The 19,067-nt window shown below is 70.9% G+C and carries 20 protein-coding genes, 3 tRNA genes and 1 pseudogene; 14 read left to right on the top strand and 10 right to left on the bottom strand.

Annotated features, from left to right (window positions below):
- Nucleotides 1-47 precede the first annotated feature (47 nt).
- From BKD30_RS00790 to BKD30_RS00780, 3 genes are all read left to right on the top strand, one after another.
- Nucleotides 48-1,094 carry an iron ABC transporter substrate-binding protein gene (locus BKD30_RS00790; RefSeq protein WP_076700680.1) on the top strand — a complete coding sequence of 349 codons (1,047 nt, stop codon included), beginning with the start codon at nt 48-50 and terminating at the stop codon, nt 1,092-1,094.
- An 83-nt stretch (nt 1,095-1,177) separates the two neighbouring features.
- Nucleotides 1,178-2,806, top strand: coding sequence for an ABC transporter permease (locus BKD30_RS00785; RefSeq protein ID WP_408033343.1), 1,629 nt, complete (start codon nt 1,178-1,180; stop codon nt 2,804-2,806).
- The gene (locus tag BKD30_RS00780) at nt 2,803-3,915 is read left to right on the top strand and encodes an ABC transporter ATP-binding protein (protein WP_076700678.1); all 1,113 of its coding nucleotides are present in this window, start codon (nt 2,803-2,805) and stop codon (nt 3,913-3,915) included. The genes BKD30_RS00785 and BKD30_RS00780 overlap by 4 nt, the downstream gene beginning before the upstream one ends.
- On the opposite strand, the gene BKD30_RS00775 is transcribed toward BKD30_RS00780, so the two are convergent.
- A complete protein-coding gene (locus BKD30_RS00775) occupies nt 3,902-4,393 on the bottom strand; it encodes a YajQ family cyclic di-GMP-binding protein (protein WP_076700674.1) in 492 nt (163 codons plus the stop codon). The two genes, BKD30_RS00780 and BKD30_RS00775, sit on opposite strands and share 14 nt — an antisense overlap.
- A 133-nt stretch (nt 4,394-4,526) precedes the next feature.
- Here BKD30_RS00775 and BKD30_RS00770 point away from each other — a divergent pair, with 133 nt between their 5' ends.
- The 5 genes from BKD30_RS00770 (at nt 4,527) to trxA (ending at nt 7,353) form a co-directional block, all read left to right on the top strand.
- Entirely contained in the window at nt 4,527-4,718 is a 192-nt protein-coding gene (locus tag BKD30_RS00770; protein WP_076700671.1) for a hypothetical protein, read from the top strand.
- Nucleotides 4,719-4,811: 93 nt separating this feature from the next.
- Nucleotides 4,812-4,896, top strand: a tRNA-Tyr gene (locus BKD30_RS00765).
- A gap of 99 nt (nt 4,897-4,995) precedes the next feature.
- On the top strand, nt 4,996-5,490 hold the full coding sequence (locus BKD30_RS00760) for a MarR family winged helix-turn-helix transcriptional regulator (RefSeq protein ID WP_083955876.1): 495 nt from the start codon (nt 4,996-4,998) through the stop codon (nt 5,488-5,490).
- Between the two features lie 116 nt (nt 5,491-5,606).
- Nucleotides 5,607-6,830 carry an MFS transporter gene (locus BKD30_RS00755; RefSeq protein WP_076700886.1) on the top strand — a complete coding sequence of 408 codons (1,224 nt, stop codon included), beginning with the start codon at nt 5,607-5,609 and terminating at the stop codon, nt 6,828-6,830.
- Nucleotides 6,831-6,891: 61 nt separating this feature from the next.
- Entirely contained in the window at nt 6,892-7,353 is a 462-nt protein-coding gene (trxA, locus tag BKD30_RS00750) for a thioredoxin (protein ID WP_076700668.1), read from the top strand.
- Nucleotides 7,354-7,492: 139 nt separating this feature from the next.
- Here the strand turns inward: trxA and BKD30_RS00745 are convergent, their stop codons facing one another.
- Together BKD30_RS00745 and BKD30_RS00740 are read right to left on the bottom strand one after the other, a co-directional pair.
- Nucleotides 7,493-8,563: a DNA-3-methyladenine glycosylase family protein gene (locus tag BKD30_RS00745; protein ID WP_235861221.1), complete on the bottom strand. Its 1,071-nt coding sequence runs from the start codon at nt 8,561-8,563 to the stop codon at nt 7,493-7,495.
- A 50-nt stretch (nt 8,564-8,613) separates the two neighbouring features.
- Nucleotides 8,614-9,777 (bottom strand): SLC13 family permease, encoded by a 1,164-nt coding sequence (locus BKD30_RS00740; RefSeq protein ID WP_173892984.1) that lies wholly within the window; start codon nt 9,775-9,777, stop codon nt 8,614-8,616.
- 457 nt (nt 9,778-10,234) lie between these two features.
- Between BKD30_RS00740 and BKD30_RS00735 the strand changes: the two genes are divergently transcribed.
- The 6 genes from BKD30_RS00735 to BKD30_RS00710 all read left to right on the top strand — a co-directional run bounded on the left by BKD30_RS00735 (nt 10,235) and on the right by BKD30_RS00710 (nt 14,507).
- The gene (locus BKD30_RS00735; protein ID WP_076700666.1) at nt 10,235-12,121 is read left to right on the top strand and encodes a DEAD/DEAH box helicase; all 1,887 of its coding nucleotides are present in this window, start codon (nt 10,235-10,237) and stop codon (nt 12,119-12,121) included.
- Between the two features lie 101 nt (nt 12,122-12,222).
- Nucleotides 12,223-12,294, top strand: a tRNA-Thr gene (locus tag BKD30_RS00730).
- A 59-nt stretch (nt 12,295-12,353) separates the two neighbouring features.
- Nucleotides 12,354-12,427 (top strand) — tRNA-Met (locus BKD30_RS00725).
- 132 nt (nt 12,428-12,559) lie between these two features.
- Complete coding sequence (locus BKD30_RS00720) at nt 12,560-13,009, top strand: FAS1-like dehydratase domain-containing protein (RefSeq protein WP_076700663.1); 450 nt, start codon at nt 12,560-12,562, stop codon at nt 13,007-13,009.
- The gene (locus tag BKD30_RS00715) at nt 13,006-13,437 is read left to right on the top strand and encodes a MaoC/PaaZ C-terminal domain-containing protein (protein ID WP_076700660.1); all 432 of its coding nucleotides are present in this window, start codon (nt 13,006-13,008) and stop codon (nt 13,435-13,437) included. The genes BKD30_RS00720 and BKD30_RS00715 overlap by 4 nt, the downstream gene beginning before the upstream one ends.
- Nucleotides 13,434-14,507 (top strand): UDP-N-acetylmuramate dehydrogenase, encoded by a 1,074-nt coding sequence (locus BKD30_RS00710; RefSeq protein ID WP_076700655.1) that lies wholly within the window; start codon nt 13,434-13,436, stop codon nt 14,505-14,507. The genes BKD30_RS00715 and BKD30_RS00710 overlap by 4 nt, the downstream gene beginning before the upstream one ends.
- Nucleotides 14,508-14,610: 103 nt before the next feature.
- Here BKD30_RS00710 and BKD30_RS00705 read toward each other — a convergent pair whose 3' ends face one another.
- The 7 genes and pseudogenes from BKD30_RS00705 to BKD30_RS16975 all read right to left on the bottom strand — a co-directional run.
- Complete coding sequence (locus BKD30_RS00705; protein ID WP_076700652.1) at nt 14,611-15,033, bottom strand: hypothetical protein; 423 nt, start codon at nt 15,031-15,033, stop codon at nt 14,611-14,613.
- Nucleotides 15,034-15,112: 79 nt separating this feature from the next.
- The gene (gene asd, locus BKD30_RS00700; protein ID WP_076700650.1) at nt 15,113-16,303 is read right to left on the bottom strand and encodes an aspartate-semialdehyde dehydrogenase; all 1,191 of its coding nucleotides are present in this window, start codon (nt 16,301-16,303) and stop codon (nt 15,113-15,115) included.
- 58 nt (nt 16,304-16,361) lie between these two features.
- A complete protein-coding gene (locus BKD30_RS00695) occupies nt 16,362-16,925 on the bottom strand; it encodes a dihydrofolate reductase (protein WP_076700879.1) in 564 nt (187 codons plus the stop codon).
- A gap of 41 nt (nt 16,926-16,966) precedes the next feature.
- A complete protein-coding gene (locus BKD30_RS00690) occupies nt 16,967-17,290 on the bottom strand; it encodes a GNAT family N-acetyltransferase (RefSeq protein ID WP_076700647.1) in 324 nt (107 codons plus the stop codon).
- A gap of 59 nt (nt 17,291-17,349) precedes the next feature.
- The gene (locus tag BKD30_RS00685; protein WP_076700645.1) at nt 17,350-18,168 is read right to left on the bottom strand and encodes a thymidylate synthase; all 819 of its coding nucleotides are present in this window, start codon (nt 18,166-18,168) and stop codon (nt 17,350-17,352) included.
- Between the two features lie 88 nt (nt 18,169-18,256).
- Nucleotides 18,257-18,584: pseudogene (locus tag BKD30_RS00680) on the bottom strand (transposase); the annotation flags it as partial.
- A gap of 34 nt (nt 18,585-18,618) precedes the next feature.
- On the bottom strand, nt 18,619-19,067 hold a 449-nt coding region (locus BKD30_RS16975; protein WP_218189231.1), incomplete at its 5' end, for an integrase core domain-containing protein.

Raw genomic sequence — 19,067 nt, 5'->3', positions numbered from 1 at the left:
ACCCGCTGCGCGCAATCGGCGCTCATCCCCCGAACGGAAGGTCCACGATGAGATTCACTCCCCGCACCGCAGCGGTGGCGCTGCTGGTCGGCGCCTCCCTCGCCCTGAGTGCCTGCGGCTCCGGGCCGGTGAACACCGGGGCGGCCGGGAACTCGCCCGCGGCCGCCGGGGACGGCATCACTGTGTACAACGCGCAGCACGAGACCCTGGGCCAGCAGTGGGCGGACGATTTCACCCGACGCACCGGCGTCAAGGTCGTGCTGCGCAACGGGTCGGACACCGAGCTGAGCAACCAGATCATCCAGGAGGGCGCGAACTCGCCCGCCGACGTGTTCCTCACCGAGAACTCGCCGGCCATGAGCCAGGTGGAGAACGCCGGACTGTTCGCTGACACGTCCTCCGCGGTTCGCGACAACGTGCCGGCCCAGTTCCGGCCCGCGTCGAACACCTGGACCGGCATCGCCGCCCGGTCCACCGTCTTCGTCTACAACAAGGACAAGCTGACCCCGGGCCGATTGCCGAAGTCCTTGATGGATCTGCAGGACCAGCGCTGGAAGGGCCGGTGGGGTGCCGCGCCGTCGGGCGCCGACTTCCAGGCCATCGTCTCGGCCATGCTGCAGCTGAAGGGCAAGGACGCGACCAGCGCATGGCTGAGCGCCCTGCAGTCGGGTGCGAAGGCGTACAAGAGCAACAGCGCGGTGATGAAGGCCGTCAACACCGGGGAGATCGACGGCGGCGTCATCTTCCACTACTACTTCTTCAACGACCAGGCGAAGACCGGCGAGAACAGCAACAAGGTAGCCCTGGGCTATTTCAAGAACCAGGATCCGGGAGCCTTCGTCTCGGTGTCCGGCGGCGGTGTGCTCCGGTCGAGCACGAAGCAGGCGAACGCCCAGAAGTTCCTCGAGTACCTCACCGGCCCGGACGGGCAGAAGGTGCTGCAGGACAACGCGAACGAGTACACCGTGAACCCCGGTGTACCCGCCCGGAAGGGTCTGGTTCCCCTGGACCAGCTGCAGTACCCGGATGTGAAGCTCAGTGAGCTCAACGGCAGTGAGGTCGTGAACCTGATGACGAAGGCCGGTCTGCTCTGAGCAGTCATCAGGCCACCGGTGCCGGCCCCGCCCCCGGGCGGACGCCGGCACCGGGCGTCCCCGCTGCGGGACACGGTCGTGGGGTGCCGGCACCTCCGCCGGCGGAGGGCGTCGTCCCGCTGAACGGCCCCGCGAACAGGACCCCGCGCCCGGGATGCCGGACGCGGCGGGCCGGTCGTTCACCCCGGTCCGTCGCACGGCCGCCGCTGCTCGTCGTCGTCGCCGCGGCCGCGGTCGCGGCGGCGACCCTGATCCCCCTGGGGTTCGTGGCGGTGAGCACGGTGACGACCGACCCGCAGACCGCTGCGGGGCTGGTCCTCCGACCGCGGGTCGGGCTGCTGCTGACCAACACGGTGGCCCTGGTGGCCCTGACCGTGCCGCTGTGCGTGGTGCTCGGTGTCACCGCCGCGTGGCTGGTGGAACGCACCGACCTGCCCGGCGCGCGGGTCTGGTCGCTGCTGCTCGCCGCGCCGCTCGCGATCCCGGCTTTCGTCAACAGCTACGCCTGGATCAGTACGATGCCGCGCCTGGCGGGGCTCACCGGTGGGGTGCTGATCTCCGTGCTCTCCTACTTCCCGCTCGTCTACATCCCGGCCGCGGCCATGCTGCGCCGGCTGGATCCGGCGCTCGAACAGTCCGCCGCATCCCTGGGTCAGGGGCCGTGGCGGGTGTTCCTGCGCGTGGTCCTGCCGCAACTGCGGATCGCGGTGCTGGGCGGCTCCCTGGTCGTGGCGCTGCACCTGCTGGCCGAGTTCGGTGCGTTCTCGATGATCCGGTTCGACACCTTCACCACGGCGATCATGGATCAGTACAAGTCCACCTTCAACAGCAGCGCGGCCAACATGCTCGCCGCCGTGCTGGTCGGCCTGTGCCTGGTGTTGCTGGTGATCGAGGCATCCGCGCGGGGCAACGCACGGTACGCGAAGGTCGGCTCCGGTTCCTCCGGCGGTCCCGGCATCTCCCGGTTGCGCGGCTGGACGGTCCCGTCGACGGCATTCGTCGTCGCGCTGCTGATCCTCGCGCTCGGCGTGCCGCTGTACAGCATCGGCCGGTGGCTGTTCGCCGGCGGCGTCGCCGCTTGGGACCTTCCGGAACTGTCCGCAGCGCTGGGCCAGTCGATCGGATTCGGCGTCCTCGGCGCGTTGGCGACGACGGTGCTCGCGTATCCGGTCGCATGGCTCACCGTCCGGTTCCCGGGCCGGTTCAGCGCTTTGCTCGAGAGCGTCGACTACGTCGCCAGTTCGATGCCCGCCATCGTGGTGGGCCTGGCGTTCATCACGGTCACCGTGCACTGGTTCTACCCGCTGTACCAGACCCTGCCGGTCGTGATCGCCGCCTACGTGCTGCTGCTGCTGCCCCGCGCCCTGGTCAACCTGCGGGCCGGCATCGCGCAGGTCCCGCACCAGTTGGAGGAGGCCGCGGCCGCCCTGGGCGGGGGACCGGTGCGCACGTTCGTCCGGGTCACCCTGCGGCTGACCGCTCCGGCCGCTGCCGCCGCCGGAGCACTGACCTTCCTCGGCGTCGTCAACGAACTGACCGCCACGCTGCTGCTCGCCCCCACCGGCACCCGCACGCTGGCCACCCGGTTCTGGTCGCTGAGCGCCGAGCTGGACTACGCCGCCGCGGCCCCGTACGCGCTGGCCATGATCGTCATCTCCTTACCCATGACCTACCTGCTCTACCGCCAATCGCAGAAAGCCCTCGGACTATGAGCGTTCCCGCCGACCTGGACCACGACGACTACCTGCGGCTGCAGGGGATCCACAAGTCCTTCGGTGCCACCGAGGTGCTGCGCGGCATCGACCTGGCGGTCCACCGGGGACGGTCCACCGCCGTCGTGGGAGCCAGCGGCAGCGGCAAGACCACGCTGCTGCGGATCATCGCCGGGTTCGAGCGTCCCGACGCCGGCACGGTCACGATCGGTGACCGGCAGGTGGCCGGCCCCGACGGCATGCTGGCCGCCCACCGCCGCAACGTCGGCTACGTCGCGCAGGACGGCGCGCTGTTCCCCCACCTGACGGTGGGCCAGAACCTGGCGTTCGGCCTGCCCGAGCGGCGTGGATCCGCCGCGCGGGCGCGCGTGCGCGAGCTGCTCGAGATGGTGTCGATGGGGCCGGAGTACGTCGGCCGCCGTCCGCATGAGCTCTCCGGCGGTCAGCAGCAGCGCGTGGCCCTGGCCCGCGCCCTGGCCCGGGAGCCGCAGTTGATGCTGCTCGACGAGCCGTTCTCCGCCCTCGACGCCGGGCTGCGGGTGGCGACCCGCAAGGCCGTGGGGCGCACCCTCGCCCAGGCCGGCGTCACCAGCGTCCTGGTCACGCACGATCAGGCCGAGGCGTTGTCCTTCGCCGATCAGGTGGCCGTGATCCGCCGCGGCGAGCTGGCCCAGGTGGGCAGCCCGTTCGTGGTCTACACCCGACCGGCCGACCGGGAGACCGCGGAGTTCCTCGGCGAGGCCATCGTCCTGGACGCCTGGTTGCAGGGCTCCCTGGCCTCCTGCGCGCTCGGCGACATCCCGATCCGCCGGCCCGCTCGGCAGGGGTCGGTGCAGGTGATGTTGCGGCCCGAGCAGGTGCGGATCGCGCCCGACGGTCCGATCCACGGGGTCGTCGTCGACGTCGACTACTTCGGGCCGGACGCCACGGTGCGGATCCGGCTCCTGCCGGGCCCGGGCACCGGGTCCGCCGGGCAGGCCGGTGGGGAGACGATCAGCATCCGGCACTGGAACGCCTCGATCGCACGCCCCGGCACCGAGTTGCGGCTGCGGGTGCTCGGCGAGGGGGTCGCCTTCGCGCCGGACAGCGCCGCCGTCAGCGGTAATTGACGAACTGGAGGTCGACGTCGAGGTCGGCGCCCTTGAGCAGGGTGATCACGGCCTGCAGGTCGTCACGGGACTTGGAACTGACCCGCAGCTCGTCACCCTGGATCTGCGCCTTCGTGCCCTTGGGCCCGTCGTCGCGGATCAGCTTGGTGATCTTCTTCGCCGCGTCCTGGGCGATGCCCTCCTTGATCGAGGCCTCGATCCGGTACTCCTTGCCGGAGGCGAACGGGTCCCCGGCGTCCAGGGATTTCAAGGAGATCCCGCGCTTGACCAGCTTGGACTGGAACACGTCCAGCACCGCCTTGACCCGCTCCTCCGAGTTGGCCTTCATCAGCACCGACTCCCCGGAGAAGTCCACGCTCGCGCCGACGCCCTTGAAGTCGTACCGCTGGGCGATCTCCTTCTGCGCCTGGTTCAGCGCGTTGGCGACCTCCTGCCTGTCCACCTTGCTGACGACGTCGAACGAGGACTCGGAAGCCATGAGGTACTCCTGGGATCGGGGGGCTGGTCCGCAGTCCAGCGTAGTGCCGTCGTTACCGGTTCGTGCCTGGATTCCCAGATCTCCCCAAGCCGCGATTCATAGCCTGTTCACGCGCGATCAACACGATGGAGTGATGATGAACGACGAACTGCTCTCGCCCGACCCCGACCCCGACGATCGGGACGGGCGGCCGGTACGACAGATTCCCACCGGCACCGGCGTGCACGAGGACCTCAGCCGGGCCGTCCGGTTCGGGCAGGTGACGCAGGAACAGGCCGACCGGTTCGAGCGGCAACTCGCTCGCCTCGGGACGTCACGGGCCTGAGCACCGCTTCCGGCCCTGCCGATTCGGCCAAAGGTGGCTCCGCCTAGTATGGTGCTAGTGCTTCCCCGGGAAGCGGCCCACCACGGTGGGCGGGGCAGGTTACCCGAGCGGCCAAAGGGGGCTGACTGTAAATCAGCTGGCATTGCCTACGGGGGTTCGAATCCCTCACCTGCCACCAGCGTCCACGACCCCCGATCGACACGATCGGGGGTCGTCGTGTATCCGGAATCACCCGCCCGCGCGTTGCCCTCACCCAGATAGTTAGGTAGGCTAAACAATGGTGGAATCAGGGGAGCCGAGAGGTTCCGCGCGCGGATGCCCGGACGCCGACCACGAGGATGCCGATCAGCTGGCACTGGCTGACGATCTGCGGCAGGGACTACGACACGCGGTCTATCTGATGCGCGGGCTCGACGCCGACGGTGATTGGTCCACGGCGCAGGTCGGTCTGCTGAACATGCTGGCGGAATCGCCACTGCGGATCAGCGGCATCGCCGCCCGTTCCGGGATCCGAGTGCCCAGCGCCACCGACCTGGTCAACCGGCTCGAGAAGGCCGGACTCGTGCAGCGATTCCCGGACCCGTACGATGCCCGGGCGGTGCTCGTCCGGTTGACCGCGCACGGTCGGCAGACGCTCGGCGGGGTGAACGCACGCCGCAACTCCTACCTGGCGCGACGTCTGGCCCAGCTCGACGCCGACGAACGGCAGGCCCTGCGACGCGCGGTCCCCGTCCTGGAGCGCCTCGTCGCCCTGCAGGACGACTCCCGCTGATTCCCCGGCCGGCGCACGGTGCGCCGGGTCCGATGAACCAGCGAGAGGAGCGCGGACACGTGAGCGTCCACGACGTCGACCAGTACCCGCAGGCACAAGTCCCGGTCCCCGGTAGCCTGGGCCACGACCAGCACGGAGCCGGGGACACGGTCGCCACCCTGGAGCGCGAGACCACCAGCCTGCTGCACCAGCCCAAGACGCTGTGGGCGACGGCGCTGGCGTCCGTGTTCGCCTTCATGGGGATCGGCCTGGTCGACCCGATCCTGCCGGCGATCGCGACCAACCTCCGAGCCAGTCAGGCCGAGGTGTCGCTGCTGTTCACCAGCTACTTCCTGATCACGGCGCTGGCGATGCTCATCACCGGCGTCATCTCCTCCCGGATCGGTGGCAAGAAGACGCTGCTCATCGGGCTGGCGCTCATCGTCGTCTTCGCCTCCCTCTCCGGATTGAGCAATGGCGTCGCTCAGCTCGTCGGCTTCCGCGCCGGCTGGGGGCTGGGCAACGCCCTTTTCGTCGCGACCGCGCTCGCCGTCATCGTCGGCGTGGCCAGCGGCGGGTCCGGCGTCGCGATCGTGCTCTACGAGGCCGCGCTCGGTCTCGGCATCTCCCTCGGGCCGCTGGTCGGTGCGCTGTTGGGCGGCTGGCAGTGGCGGGCTCCGTTCTTCGGGACGGCGGTCCTGATGGCCGCGGCGTTCATCGCGCTGGTCGTGCTGCTGCCGAAGCTTCCCGCGCCCGACACCAGGACCCGGCTGCGCGACCCGCTGATCGCCCTCGGTCACGGCGGGCTGCGGACCACGGCCATCGCCGCGTTCTTCTACAACTTCGGCTTCTTCACGGTGCTGGCGTACGTCCCCTTCATCCTGGGGATGACCGCCTACGGCATCGGGGCGGTGTTCTTCGGCTGGGGCGTGCTGCTCGCGGTGTGCTCGGTGTTCCTCGCACCCGTGCTGCAGAACCGGTTCGGGACGAGCACCGTGTTGGTCGGGTCGCTCGTCGGTCTGGCCGTCGCGCTCGGGCTGCTGGCCGTGTTCGCCGTCGGTGTCGTCCCCGCTGTCGTGGTGCTCACCATCCTCTCCGGTGCGCTGCTCGGGGTGAACAACACGCTCTTCACCGAGCTGGCCATGGAGGTCTCCGACTCCCCGCGGCCCGTCGCCTCGGCCGCGTACAACGGGGTTCGTTGGCTGGGCGGTGCGCTCGCTCCGTTCGTGGCCACCACACTCGCCGAGCAGTTCGGGCCGCGCGTTCCTTTCCTCAGCGCCGGCGTCCTGGTGCTGGTCAGTGCGGCGGTGGTCCTCGGCGGTCGCCGGCTGCTGAACGGCCACGAACCGGAGCACGTGTGAGCGGTTTCCGGTCAGCGAACATCCTTGGTCGCACCGGGCCACGGCGGCTAGCGTGAAACCCATGGCTACCGTCACCGTCACCAATGACACGCTCGCCGAGACCATCGAGGGCAACGACATCGTGCTGCTGGACTTCTGGGCCGACTGGTGCGGCCCGTGCCGGCAGTTCGCCCCCGTCTTCGACGCCGCCTCCGCCGAGAACGAGGACATCGTCTTCGGCAAGGTCGACACCGAGGCGGAGCAGCAGTTGGCCGCGGGAGCCGGGATCACCTCGATCCCGACCCTGATGGCGTTCCGGGAGAAGGTCATGGTCTTCAACGAGGCCGGCGCGCTGGACAAGAACTCCCTGGACCAGCTGATCGCGGCCGTCAAGGGCCTGGACATGAACGAGGTCCACGCCGCCGTCGCCCAGCAGCAGGCACAGGCTCAGCAGCAGGCGCAGCAGGCCGACCCGTCGGCGTCCGGCACCGCACAGCGGACCGGCACCTCGGAGGACCCGGATAACCTCGGCCCGCTCGCCTGACTCACTCCGTCGTCTCCGCACGAGAACGGCCCGCACGCAACCCGCGTCCGGGCCGTTCGCCGTCCCCGGACCTCGCCCGACTCGGCGTCGGCGCCCCCAGCATGGCGGGCTTCGGCCCGACCGATCGGTGGAGGCGGGCTCAGTGGAAGCGGTGGTCTGCCGGTGCGAGCCGTGGCGCGAATCGGGGACGCCGGAACCCGGACAGATACATCAAGCGGACCACGCGCTGCCGGTGCCCCGCCCAGGGCTCGAGGATGCGGACCATGCCGGCGTCGTCGACGGCCTCACCGGTGAAGGCCCAGCCGACGTCCTTGGCCAGGTGGAAGTCCCCGACGCTGATCGCATCCGGGTCGCCGTGCGTTCGCTGTGTGGTCTCCGCCGCGGTCCAGGGCCCGATGCCGGGCACGGACATCAGCCGGGACGTGAGGTCGTCACCGCAGGGCAGGGCAGCCAGCCGCCGTAGGGCACTCGCGCGCTGGGCCAGGCGCAGGATGGTCGTGGACCGGCTGTGATCGACACCGGCGCGGTGCCAGTGCCACGACGGAACCCGGCGCCACTGCTCGCCGGTCGGGGGGACGGTCAGTCCCGCCGGTGCCGGCCCGGGCGCGGGGGTGCCGAACCGTGACACCAGGTAGTGCCAGGCCCGCTTCGCTTCCAGACCGGTGATCTTCTGTCCCAGGACGGCGATGACGGCGAAGTCGAGGACCCGGCCCGCGGCCGGCAGGCGGACGTCGCGGTGGGACCGGCGGGCCCGGAGGATGAACCGTGGCAGACGATCGGTCAGGTCGGCATCGTCCAGGCCGGTCCAGTCGTCGTGCAGCCCGAGCAGGCCGGGGACCGCCGCCAGGGCGTCCGCCGCACCGGGACCGTAGGCTCGCACCTGCACCAGGCCCTCGTCCGGGCCGCTGTCGTTCCCTTCCCCGCTGATCCGGCGGCGCGCGTCGAGCCGCAGCGACACCGGCCCGTCGTCGGTGGTGAAGGCCATCCAGCAGCCCGCTGCGCGTCCGGGATCGAACTGCATGCTCGGATCCTGGATCCCGTGCTGGAGGATGCTCAGACTGGACCGCAGGTCGTAGCCGCCGGGCAGGCGGAAGACGGCGGCGGCGTCCGGGCCGGTCGTGCGGAGACGGTCCGTGATGAGGCGGTCTCCGGTGTTGCCCGCGTCCGGCGTCGGTGCGGCGCCGGGGGTAGTGGGAAGTGCCAGGACCATGCCTCCGATTGTGTCACCGGCGACCGACAGGACCGCGCACGCGGTCGGCGTCAGGCCGGGCGCACGAGTACCAGCGCGGCCGTGCTGGCGGCCACCGTGAGCACCGCGATCAGCGCTCCGACGACCGCGAACCGGGCCCAGCCCACCGGCTCGCCGAGGGTCGAGAGCCGTCGGTGCCACAGCATCGTGGCGAGGGAGGCCCACGGGGTGACCAGCGGGCCGACGTTCACGCCGATGAGGAGGGCGAGCAGCCGGGCGGGGTCCGTGCCGGCGGCCGGTTCGAGCAGCAGGTACGCCGGGAGATTGTTCGCCACGTTCGCGGAGACCGCGCCGACCCCGGCGAGCATCGCCAGCGATCCGGTGTCCCGCCCGCCCGCAGCCGCCGCCTGCAGCGCGGCGTCCAGGCCACGGGCGCGCACCGTCTCCACCGCGACGAACAACGCACCGGTGAACAGCAGGATCCGCCAGGGCACCAGTCGTGGGGACGGGATCATCCGGGTCCGGCGTGAGGTGGCCACCAGCAGCACGGCCGCGGCCACGACGGCAGGAATCCACACCGGTATGCCGCTGACCAGGGCCACCATCAGGACCGTCACCGTGACCTGGCTGATCCGCAGCAGCACCGGATCGGCCAGGGGTCGGAGCGTGGGCGGGCGATAACGCCCGACCAGCTGCCGCCGGTGCAGGACGGTCAGCACCGCGACGGGCACCACGCAGGCCACCACCGCCGGCAGGCCGGCGGCGAGGAAGAAGGCCGAGGGAGACCACGCGAGCCGGTGCTGCGCCAGCAGGTTGGTCAGATTGGAGACGGGCAGGAAGAGAGATGCCGTGTTCGCCAGCATGATGCACAGCAGCGCGAACGGCCGCACCGGCAATCCGGACGCGCGAGCCACCACCACCAGCACCGGGGTGAGCAGCACGGCGGTGGTGTCGAGAGAGAACAGGGCCGTCGTCACGACACAGAGCGCTGCGGCCAGGCCCCACAGGACGAGCGTGCGGCCGCGAGCGAGCCGGGCGACACCGTGGGCCACCCGCTGGAACAGACCGGCCGCCTCGAGCAGTTCCGTCACCACCGTCATGGCGGCCACGAACACGAGCACGGGAATGGTGCGGTCGGCCAGTTGCAGGGCGGCGCGGATCGGGAGCGCCCCGGTCACCAGCAGGAGGACGGCGGCCAGCACCACCGACCCGGTCAGGACCCGGCCGGCAGTCACGGGCGGTCCTGCCGAGGTGAGTGCACTCGGGCAGCATACGACCGCGGACCGGCGGTCAGCGGACGACGGACGGGCACGACCGGTGCACCACCGGGCCGGACCTCGCTGCGGCCGCGATCCGGCGACCGCCGTGGACACGTCTTCGTGAGTCGGTGAGCTTGCGGGGGAGAGCCATCTCACGGCCGCGAGGCGAGCACGTCCTGTAGACTGGACATGTTTCCCGTGGCGGTTCGCCCGTTTCTCGTGTCCCCGTGTGCCGTTCCGTTCTGCGATCCGGCACGATCGCGGATATGTCCGTTCGTCCGGCCCGACGTGGCCCGGACATGCGCAGGCCGATCGGCACCGGCAGCAGCCGGTTCTGCACTGGCTCCCGAGCCCCAAGCCGGGTCAACGCCACCACCGATGACGACGCCGCCCGCGACGGGTCGGTGATCTCCCGCGCACACGAATGAGGACCATGTCCGAGGACACCACGATCGAGACCGCCACGACCCCCGACGCCGCTCAGATCGACGCCGCGCACACCGACGCGAACCACGCCGACGAGAGCCGCGCCGACGAGAATCAGGTCAGGTTCACCGACCTGGGCATCGACGGTCGCGTGCTGGCTGCGCTGACCGACATCGGCTACGAGAATCCCTCGCCCATCCAGGCGGCCACCATCCCCGTGCTGTTGTCGGGCCGCGACGTCGTCGGGCTCGCCCAGACCGGCACCGGCAAGACCGCCGCGTTCGCGGTTCCCGCCCTGTCGACGCTGGCCCAGCTGGCCGACGTCCACGGGCCCGCCTCCTCCCCGCAGGTCCTGGTCCTCGCGCCGACCCGCGAGCTGGCCCTGCAGGTCGCGGAGGCGTTCTCCACCTACGCCGCCCACCTGGACGGCTTCACCGTGCTGCCGGTCTACGGCGGCTCCCCGTACGGCCCGCAGCTGGCCGGCCTGCGTCGCGGCGCCCAGGTCGTCGTCGGCACACCCGGTCGTGTGATCGACCACATCAGCAAGGGTTCCCTGGACCTGTCCGGACTGCAGTACGTGGTCCTGGACGAAGCCGACGAGATGCTGCGGATGGGTTTCGCGGAGGACGTCGAGAAGATTCTCGGGGCCACCCCGGCGGAGAAGCAGGTCGCCCTCTTCTCGGCCACCATGCCGCCGGCCATCCGCAAGATCGCCGCCCAGTACTTGGACGACCCGGCCGAGATCACCGTCGCGGCGAAGACCACCACCCGCGCCAACACCCGCCAGCGGTACGTGCAGGTGATGAACCCGCACAAGCTGGACGCCATCACCCGGCTGCTCGAGGTGGAGCAGTACGACGGCGTCATCGTCTTCGTGCGCACCAAGCTCGCCACCGAGGAACTGGCGGACAAGCTGACCGCCCGCGGCTTCACCGCCGCCGCCATCAACGGCGACATCCCGCAGACCCAGCGGGAGCGGACCGTCGACGCGCTGCGCGCCGGCTCCGTCGACATCCTGGTCGCCACCGACGTCGCCGCCCGAGGCCTGGACGTCGAACGGATCAGCCTGGTGATCAACTACGACATCCCGCACGACACCGAGTCCTACGTGCACCGGATCGGCCGCACCGGTCGTGCCGGCCGGGCGGGTGACGCGATCCTGTTCATGACCCCGCGGGAGAAGTACCTGCTGCGCGCGATCGAGCGGGCCACTCGCCAGCCGGTCGAGCAGATGACGCTGCCCTCGGTCGAGGCGGTCAACAGCACCCGGATCGGCAGGTTCGCCGAGCAGATCACCCGGACCCGGCAGTCCGAGGACCTGAGCGTGTTCCGCGACCTGGTCGAGGAGTACGTGCGCGAGCAGGACGTCGACGCGGTCGAGGTCGCGGCGGCACTCGCCGTGATGGCGCAGGGGGGCCGGCCGCTGCTGATGGAGGAGCCGCCGCCGCTGCCGGCGAAGGCTCCCCGCGGCGGCAAGGACCGGGGACGTAGCTCCGGTCGCGGACCCGGGGCCGGGAAGGCCACCTACCGGATCGCCGTCGGACGCCGACAGCGGGTGATGCCGGGTTCGATCGTCGGCGCCATCGCCAACGAAGGCGGCATCGACTCCTCCGACATCGGCGGCATCGACATCCGCTCCGATCACTCCCTGGTGGAGCTGCCGGCGGAACTGCCCGACCAGACCGTGCGCGCGCTCTCCCGCACCCGCATCGGCGGACAGCTGATCCAGCTGGAGCTGGACCGCGGGCCGCGGCGCGGACCACGCGGCGCCGGTCATGCGGCGCAGGCGGACGGCTTCCGGCGCCGCGAGGACCGTGCCGACCGCAAACGCGGCGGCGGCCCCGACGGCGGTGGCTGGAAAGGCCGCGAGAAGGCCTGGAACCGCAAGGGCTGAAGGCCCTACTTCCCCGGAATGACGTGCCCGACGGCCCGGCTCGACCGGGCCGGACATCGATTTCGTCCGGTGCATCTGCGCTGGTAAAGTAGTCGATCGTTGCCCCGATAGCTCAGTGGTAGAGCGCCATCTTGGTAAGATGGAGGTCCCGGGATCGATTCCCGGTCGGGGCTCTCACGGTTCACGCCCGCGCATGTTCGTCAGCAGACGCGGCGCGGGCATCTCCGTGAAGGGCGGTGTAGCTCAGTTGGTCAGAGCGCACGACTCATAATCGTGAGGTCCCGGGATCGAGCCCCGGCACCGCTACTGCTTCGACGGGCCCCCGGCGTCAGCCGGGGGCCCGTCGCCGTTCCGAGCAGGGTCCGCGATCGCTCGTCCGGCGGATCCCCTGAACTATGCTCGATGGTGCCCGTGACCGACTGACGTGAGGACCGCGACGTGCCAGTGAACCAGGACCTGCAGGGGAAGGTGTATCCGGCCACCCGCCCGTACGCCGTCGGTCGGGAGAAGATCGGCGAGTTCGCCCGCGCGGTCAAGGCCACGCACCCGGCACACTTCGAACTGGAGGCCGCCCAGGAGCTCGGCTACCGCGACGTGGTCGCCCCGCCGACGTTCGCCATCATCGTTTCCCAGCGCGCCGAGGCGCAGCTGGTCGGGGACGAGGAGGCGGGCATCGACTTCTCCCGCGTCGTCCACGCCGAGCAGCGCTTCACCCACCACCAGCCGATCCAGGCCGGCGACGAGCTCACCGCCGAGCTGCACGTCGACACCCTGCGGTCCACGGCCGCCGGCGCGATGATCACCACCCGCGCCGAGCTCGCCACCGTCGAGGGGGAGCGGGTCGCCACGGCGGTCTCCACCCTGATCGTGCGGGGGGACGACGCGTGAGCGTGACCTGGACCGACCTGGCGGTCGGCACGAGCATCGGGGAGCGGTCCGTCGAGATCACCCGGGCGGACCTGGTCCGGTACGCGGGCGCCTCGGGCGATTTCAACCCCATCCACTGGAACGAGGACGTGGCGCGGTCGGTCGAGCTGCCCGGCGTCATCGCGCACGGCATGTTCACCATGGGGACCGCCGTGCAGCTGGTCGTCGACTGGATCGGCAACCCCGCCGCCGTCGTCGACTACCAGGTGCGGTTCACCAAGCCGGTGCCGGTGCCCGGTGCGGCGGACGGGCCGGGTGCGGTGTTGCAGGTCAGCGGCGTCGTCGGCAGCCTGGACGAGGACAACCAGATTGCCAGGATCGACCTGACGGTCAGTCTCGACGGCACCCGCGTGCTCGCCAAGTCCCAGGCGCAGGTCAAGGTCTGGTGACCGGGACGCGGCTCGCCGAGTTGACTACCCTGGGCACCGGTGGGCCCGCGCGGCGGCTCGTCACGGCCCGCACCGAGGAGGAGATCATCGGGACCGTTCGGGAGGCGGATGCGGCCGGGGAGCGACTGCTGATCGTCGGCGGCGGGTCGAACCTCGTGATCGACGACGCCGGGTTCGACGGCACGGTCCTGCGGATCGCCAGCACCGGGCACCGGGTGGACTCCGAGGACACCTGCGGCGGTGTGTTCGTCCGGGTCGCCGCCGGACACCCGTGGGACGATCTGGTGGAGTTCACCGTGCTGCACGCCTACTCCGGGCTGGAGGCGCTCTCGGGCATCCCCGGCTCCACCGGTGCGACCCCCGTGCAGAACGTCGGCGCGTACGGCACGGACGTCTCCGCCACGATCGCGAGCGTGCGCTGCTGGGACCGGGAGACGAACGCCGTCCGCACCCTCTTCAACCACGACCTCGCTTTCGGCTACCGGGACTCCCTGCTCAAGCGCACCACCGTGGACGGGTCGCCCCGCTACGTGGTGCTCACCGTCGACTTCCAGCTCGCGATCGGCCGGATGAGCGTGCCGATCCGCTACGCCGAGCTGGCCCGCACCCTGGACGCGGCGGTCGGCGCGAAGGCGTACGCCACCGACGTCCGGCGGGCGGTGCTGCGCCTGCGGGCCGGCAAGGGCATGGTGCTCGACCGCGAGGACCGCGACACGTTCAGCACCGGGTCCTTCTTCACCAACCCGATCGTGAGCGCGGAGAAGGCGGCGGCACTGCCCGATGACGCGCCGCGCTACCCGGCCGCCGACGGGATGGTCAAACTCAGCGCGGCCTGGCTGATCGACCGGGCCGGTTTCGGCAAGGGCTTCGGACTCCCCGGCACGGCGGGGGAGGAACTCGCCGCCGGGCGGGCCGGCCTGTCCACCAAGCACACCCTCGCGGTGACCAACCGGGGCGGGGCGAGCACGGGCGACGTCCTTGCCGTGGCCCGGGCGGTGCGCGACGGCGTGCGGGACCGGTTCGGCATCGACCTGCACCCCGAGCCGCTGCTGATCGGCACGAGCCTCTAGAGCGGAGGGCGTGCCGTTCCGCCACGGTCGTCCCGGCCCCGGCCCCGGCCCCGGCCCCGGCCCCGCTCACTGTCGTCCCGGGCACCGCTCACTGCCGGCCCCGTCAGTGGTACCGGGAGGTGCGGACGGAGGCCAGCGCCTCCCGGATCCGGGCGATGTCCCCGGCGTGTGCGGCGGCGTCGACCAGGCCGCGGCTGCGTAGCCACTGGACCAGCCGCCACACCTGGGTCAGCCGGGCGCGGCGCACCGCCGTCGGGGACGGGGTAGCGGCGATGAAGCCGGGCAGCAGGCCGAGCAGCCGGTCCGCCGGCACCAGCCGTGCCAGTGGATCGCTGGTCCCGAGATCCCGTTCGAGCTCCACGAGCACGCGTTCGTCGGGCGGCAGCGCGCCGGCGCCGTCGTCGTCGAGGTAGCGGCGCAGCGCAGCGTCGACGGCCACGATCCGCCGGGCCGCGGGCAGGCTCCGGCCGCCGAGGCAGGAGACGACGAAGCCGTGCAGCGCGTCGTCGATGGTGCGGTACTCCATCCCGCCAGCATGGACGCCGCCACTGACAGAACTGCGGTCAGCCCCGACGCTCGGGTGGTCCGGGCCGCGGACGGTGACGTCAGAGGGTGCCGAGCGCGATCTGCAGCATCCGGCGCAGCGGCTCCGCGGCGCCCCACAGCAACTGGTCACCGACGGTGAACGCGCTGATGTACTCGCCGCCCATGGCGAGCTTGCGGATCCGGCCGACGGGGATGTCCATCGTGCCGGTCACGGCGACCGGGGTGAGGCCGCGCACGGTGTCCTCCTGGGTGTTGGGCACCACGTGCGCCCAGGGATTGTCCGCCTCGATGATCCGTTCGATCTGTTCGATCGGCAGGTCCTCGGTGAGCTTGAGGGTGATGGCCTGCGCGTGGCAGCGCAGGGTGCCGACCCGCACGCACAGGCTGTCGAAGGGGATGGCGCTGCGCCCGGGCGCGCCCCCCGGCCCGCTCTGCCCGAAACCGAGGATCTTGTTGGTCTCCGCGCCGGCCTTCCACTCCTCCCGGGACATCCCGTCACCCAGGTCCGCGTCGATCCAGGGGATCAGCGAACCGGCCAACGGCACCCCGAAGCGGGAGGAGTCCAGGCCCGGATCCTGCTGGGCGGCGAGGACGCGGCGGTCGACGTCGAGGATCGCCGAGGCGGGGTCGGCGAGTTGATCGGCGACCGCCCCGTGGAGGGCCCCGAACTGGTTGAGCAGCTCCCGCATGTGCCGGGCGCCGCCACCGGACGCCGCCTGGTAGGTCATCGCGGTGCCCCACTCGACCAGGCCGGCCTTGAACAGGCCGCCCAGGCCCATCAGCATGCAGGAGACGGTGCAGTTGCCGCCGATGAAGTCCCTCACCCCGCCGGCGAGCGCGGCGTCGATCACGGACCGGTTCACCGGGTCCAGGACGATGACGGAGTCCTCCGCCTGACGCAGCGTCGAGGCCGCGTCGATCCACAGCCCGTCCCAGCCGGCGGCCCGCAGCCGCGGGTGCACGTCGGCGGTGTAGTCCCCGCCCTGGGCGGTCACGATGATCGGCAGCTTCGCCAACGCCTGCAGGTCGCGCGCGTCCTGCAGGACTGGAGCGCCCTCGGCGAACGCCGGGGCGGGACCGCCGGCGTCGGAGGTGGAGAAGAAGACCGGGTCGATGCCGGCGAAGTCGCCCTCCTCGCGCATCCGCTGCATCAGGACCGAACCGACCATGCCGCGCCAACCGACAAAACCGACGGTCGTGGTCGCGGTGTCGGGAGCGGGGCGTGCGGCGGTGACGGCGGGGAAGGTCATGTCCTCCAGTGTAGGGAAACGCGTCCGACGGCGTCTGCGCGCTGCGTCACGGGAGCGCTCAGCTGGACGCTGCGTCCCTCCGGTACCAGGTGAAGCGGTAGCGGGTCCCCCCGGCCGATGTCAGCCACGAGCCGTCCGCCGGTTCGCGCCGGTCGACCGACCAGGCGGGGTCGAGTCGCGGGGCGAAGGTGTCCCCGTCGACGGTCAGATCCAGGTCGGTGACGACGGCGACGTCGGCCAGCGGCACGGCCTCCGTGAACACGGCGTTCCCGCCGAGCACCCACACCAGGTCCGCGCCCGGGGCCCGAGCGGCGTCCGCGAGTGCCGCGGTCAGGTCGCCGGCGACGACGGCGCCCTCCGGGGCCACGTCGGGGTTGCGGGTCAGGACGATGTTGGTGCGGTCCGGCAGGGGCCGGTAGCGGTCCGGGAAGGACTCCCAGGTGGTCCGGCCCATGATCACCGGGTGGCCCGTGGTGCGGGCGGTGAAGTGCCGGAGGTCCTCCGGCACGTGCCACGGCATCGTGCCGTCCTTGCCGATCACACCACCGCGCGCCTGCGCCCAGATCAGGCCCACCGACGGGCGGTTCGGTGCGGTGGAGGACGAGGACGCGGCGGCGGACACCGCAACGGCGTCCGGCCCGGCGTCGTCGGCGCCGTGGCCCGTCACGAGCGGACCAGGTCGCCGTACTGCGGGAAGCGGCGCAGATAGTCCTGCACGTAGCTGCACTCGGGCACAACCTGCTTACCGCGCTCCCGCAGCCGGTCGAGGACGAGCGTCACCAGCGCTCGCGCGTACCCCTGCCGCCCGTACTGCTCGGCAATGATGGTGTGCTGGAGCACCATCGCCCCGTCCTCCCGCTCGGTGAAGCCGAGGAAACCGAGGTACGTGGGACCCATCAGCAGGTTGAACCGGCCGCGGTCCGGGTCCTCGTCCAGGGTCAGGTCCGCCCAGTCGGCGTGCAGGGGCGGTGCCGGCGTCGTCGTCATGGTCGTACCTTCCGTGGGGTGGGTCCGTTGCGGGGTGGGTCGGCGGACCAGGTCCGGCGTCAGACGGCGATCGGCGCCTTGATGGTCGGGTGGTGCTGGTAGTCGAGGACCGAGAAATCCTCGTACGCGTAGTCGAGGATGCTCTCGGGCCGGCGGGTCAGCTGCAACCGGGGGTAGGGGTACGGGTCCCGGGTCAACTGCTCGGCCACCTGCTCCAGGTGGTCCTCGTAGATGTGGCAGTCCCCGCCGGTCCAGATGAACTCACCCGGCAGCAGGTCGGTCTGCTGCGCGACCATCCGGGTCAGCAGGGCGTAGGACGCGATGTTGAACGGCACGCCGAGGAACAGGTCAGCGCTGCGCTGGTAGAGCTGGCAGGAGAGCCGGCCCGGGCCGTCCGGCTGCGGCTGGACGTAGAACTGGAAGAACGCGTGACACGGGGGCAGCGCCATGTTCTCGATCTCGGCCACGTTCCAGGCGGACACGATGTGCCGTCGCGAGTCCGGCTTCGTGCGCAGGGACTCGACGACCTGGCTGATCTGGTCGATGTGCCGGCCGTCGGGGGTCGGCCAGGAGCGCCACTGCACCCCGTAGACGGGGCCGAGTTCGCCGTCCTGGTCGGCCCACTCGTTCCAGATCCGCACGCCGCGCTCCTGCAGCCAACGGACGTTCGATTCACCGCGCAGGAACCACAACAGCTCCAGGGCCACGGACTTGAAGTGCACCCGCTTGGTGGTGACCAGCGGGAAGGAGTCGGCCAGGTCGAAGCGCAGTTGCCGGCCGAACACACTGCGGGTGCCGGTACCCGTCCGGTCCGGCTTCGGGCTGCCCTGCGCGAGCACATCGCGCAGCAGGTCTTCGTACGGCGTCGGGATGCTCACGACGACCAGTCTAGGCGCGCGGTGTCGCCGCGCTCCGTACCGGCTCGTCGCGGGGGCCGTCACGAGCCCGTCGATGCTCCTATGGATGTCAAGCCGCTTTCGCGAGGTCGGCGGTTGAAGTCGGGACGTGGGTGTCTCGGGTCCTGAGGTCGTTGATGAGGGCCCGGTAGATCTCGCGGGCGATGTGGCGTTTGAGGCAGCGCATGATGTCCTTCTTCGAGAGGCCTTGCTCGGTGCGGCGTTCCGACGTAGGCGCGGGTGCGCGCGTCCCAGCGCATGCGGGACAGCGCGATGGTGTGCAGGGCGTGGTTGGCGGCGCGGTCGCCGCCGCGGTTGAGACGGTGTCGGTCCCGGCGTCCGGAGGAGGCCGGGATGGGGGCCACGCCGCACAGGTGCGCGAACGCGGCCTCGGAACGCCGGAAGGTGTCAAGTCTGGTGAGACAGTTTCCGTCAGGCGGTCTGTATGAGGGCCTCCTGTGAGGGTTGGTTGATCCAGGCTGTGGCGGGCAGTGTGGGTGCTGCGGGTCGGCGGTGGCCGAAGCGTTCCGGATGGGCGGTGTAGGCAGCGTCGAGGGTGACCTGCCGCTGGGCGCGGACTTGTCCCGCGGTGCCGAAGTGGACGCTGGCCGGGGTGTGCAGTCCGATCCCGGAGTGGCGGTGCTCGTGGTTGTAGTAGCCGAAGAACGTCTCGCCGAACGCGCGGGCGTCGGCCAGGGAGCCGAAGTTGACGGGGAAGACCGGGGCGTACTTTGGACCGTTCCCACTCTGGTGGACACAGGGTTTGATGGGCGGGTTCCCGAGAAATGAAGGGAACCGGCTATGGGATCGACGAGACGTAGCTTCACTGACGAGTACAAGGCCAACGCGGTAGATTTGGTTGTGAATGATGGCCGCGCGAT

Source organism: Tersicoccus phoenicis, assembly GCF_001968835.1.
In the GTDB taxonomy this organism is placed as follows: domain Bacteria; phylum Actinomycetota; class Actinomycetes; order Actinomycetales; family Micrococcaceae; genus Tersicoccus; species Tersicoccus phoenicis.
This window is presented reverse-complemented; position numbering and strand designations above follow the sequence as displayed.

Coding starts and splice junctions, on each gene's coding strand:
- BKD30_RS00775 (WP_076700674.1), bottom strand. CDS start 4,393: ATGGCTTCCGAGTCCTCGTTCGACGTCGTCAGCAAGGTGGACAGGCAG.
- BKD30_RS00790 (WP_076700680.1), top strand. CDS start 48: ATGAGATTCACTCCCCGCACCGCAGCGGTGGCGCTGCTGGTCGGCGCC.
- trxA (WP_076700668.1), top strand. CDS start 6,892: ATGGCTACCGTCACCGTCACCAATGACACGCTCGCCGAGACCATCGAG.
- BKD30_RS00770 (WP_076700671.1), top strand. CDS start 4,527: ATGATGAACGACGAACTGCTCTCGCCCGACCCCGACCCCGACGATCGG.
- BKD30_RS00705 (WP_076700652.1), bottom strand. CDS start 15,033: ATGGAGTACCGCACCATCGACGACGCGCTGCACGGCTTCGTCGTCTCC.
- BKD30_RS00735 (WP_076700666.1), top strand. CDS start 10,235: ATGTCCGAGGACACCACGATCGAGACCGCCACGACCCCCGACGCCGCT.
- BKD30_RS00690 (WP_076700647.1), bottom strand. CDS start 17,290: ATGACGACGACGCCGGCACCGCCCCTGCACGCCGACTGGGCGGACCTG.
- BKD30_RS00780 (WP_076700678.1), top strand. CDS start 2,803: ATGAGCGTTCCCGCCGACCTGGACCACGACGACTACCTGCGGCTGCAG.
- asd (WP_076700650.1), bottom strand. CDS start 16,303: ATGACCTTCCCCGCCGTCACCGCCGCACGCCCCGCTCCCGACACCGCG.
- BKD30_RS00760 (WP_083955876.1), top strand. CDS start 4,996: ATGGTGGAATCAGGGGAGCCGAGAGGTTCCGCGCGCGGATGCCCGGAC.
- BKD30_RS00745 (WP_235861221.1), bottom strand. CDS start 8,563: ATGGTCCTGGCACTTCCCACTACCCCCGGCGCCGCACCGACGCCGGAC.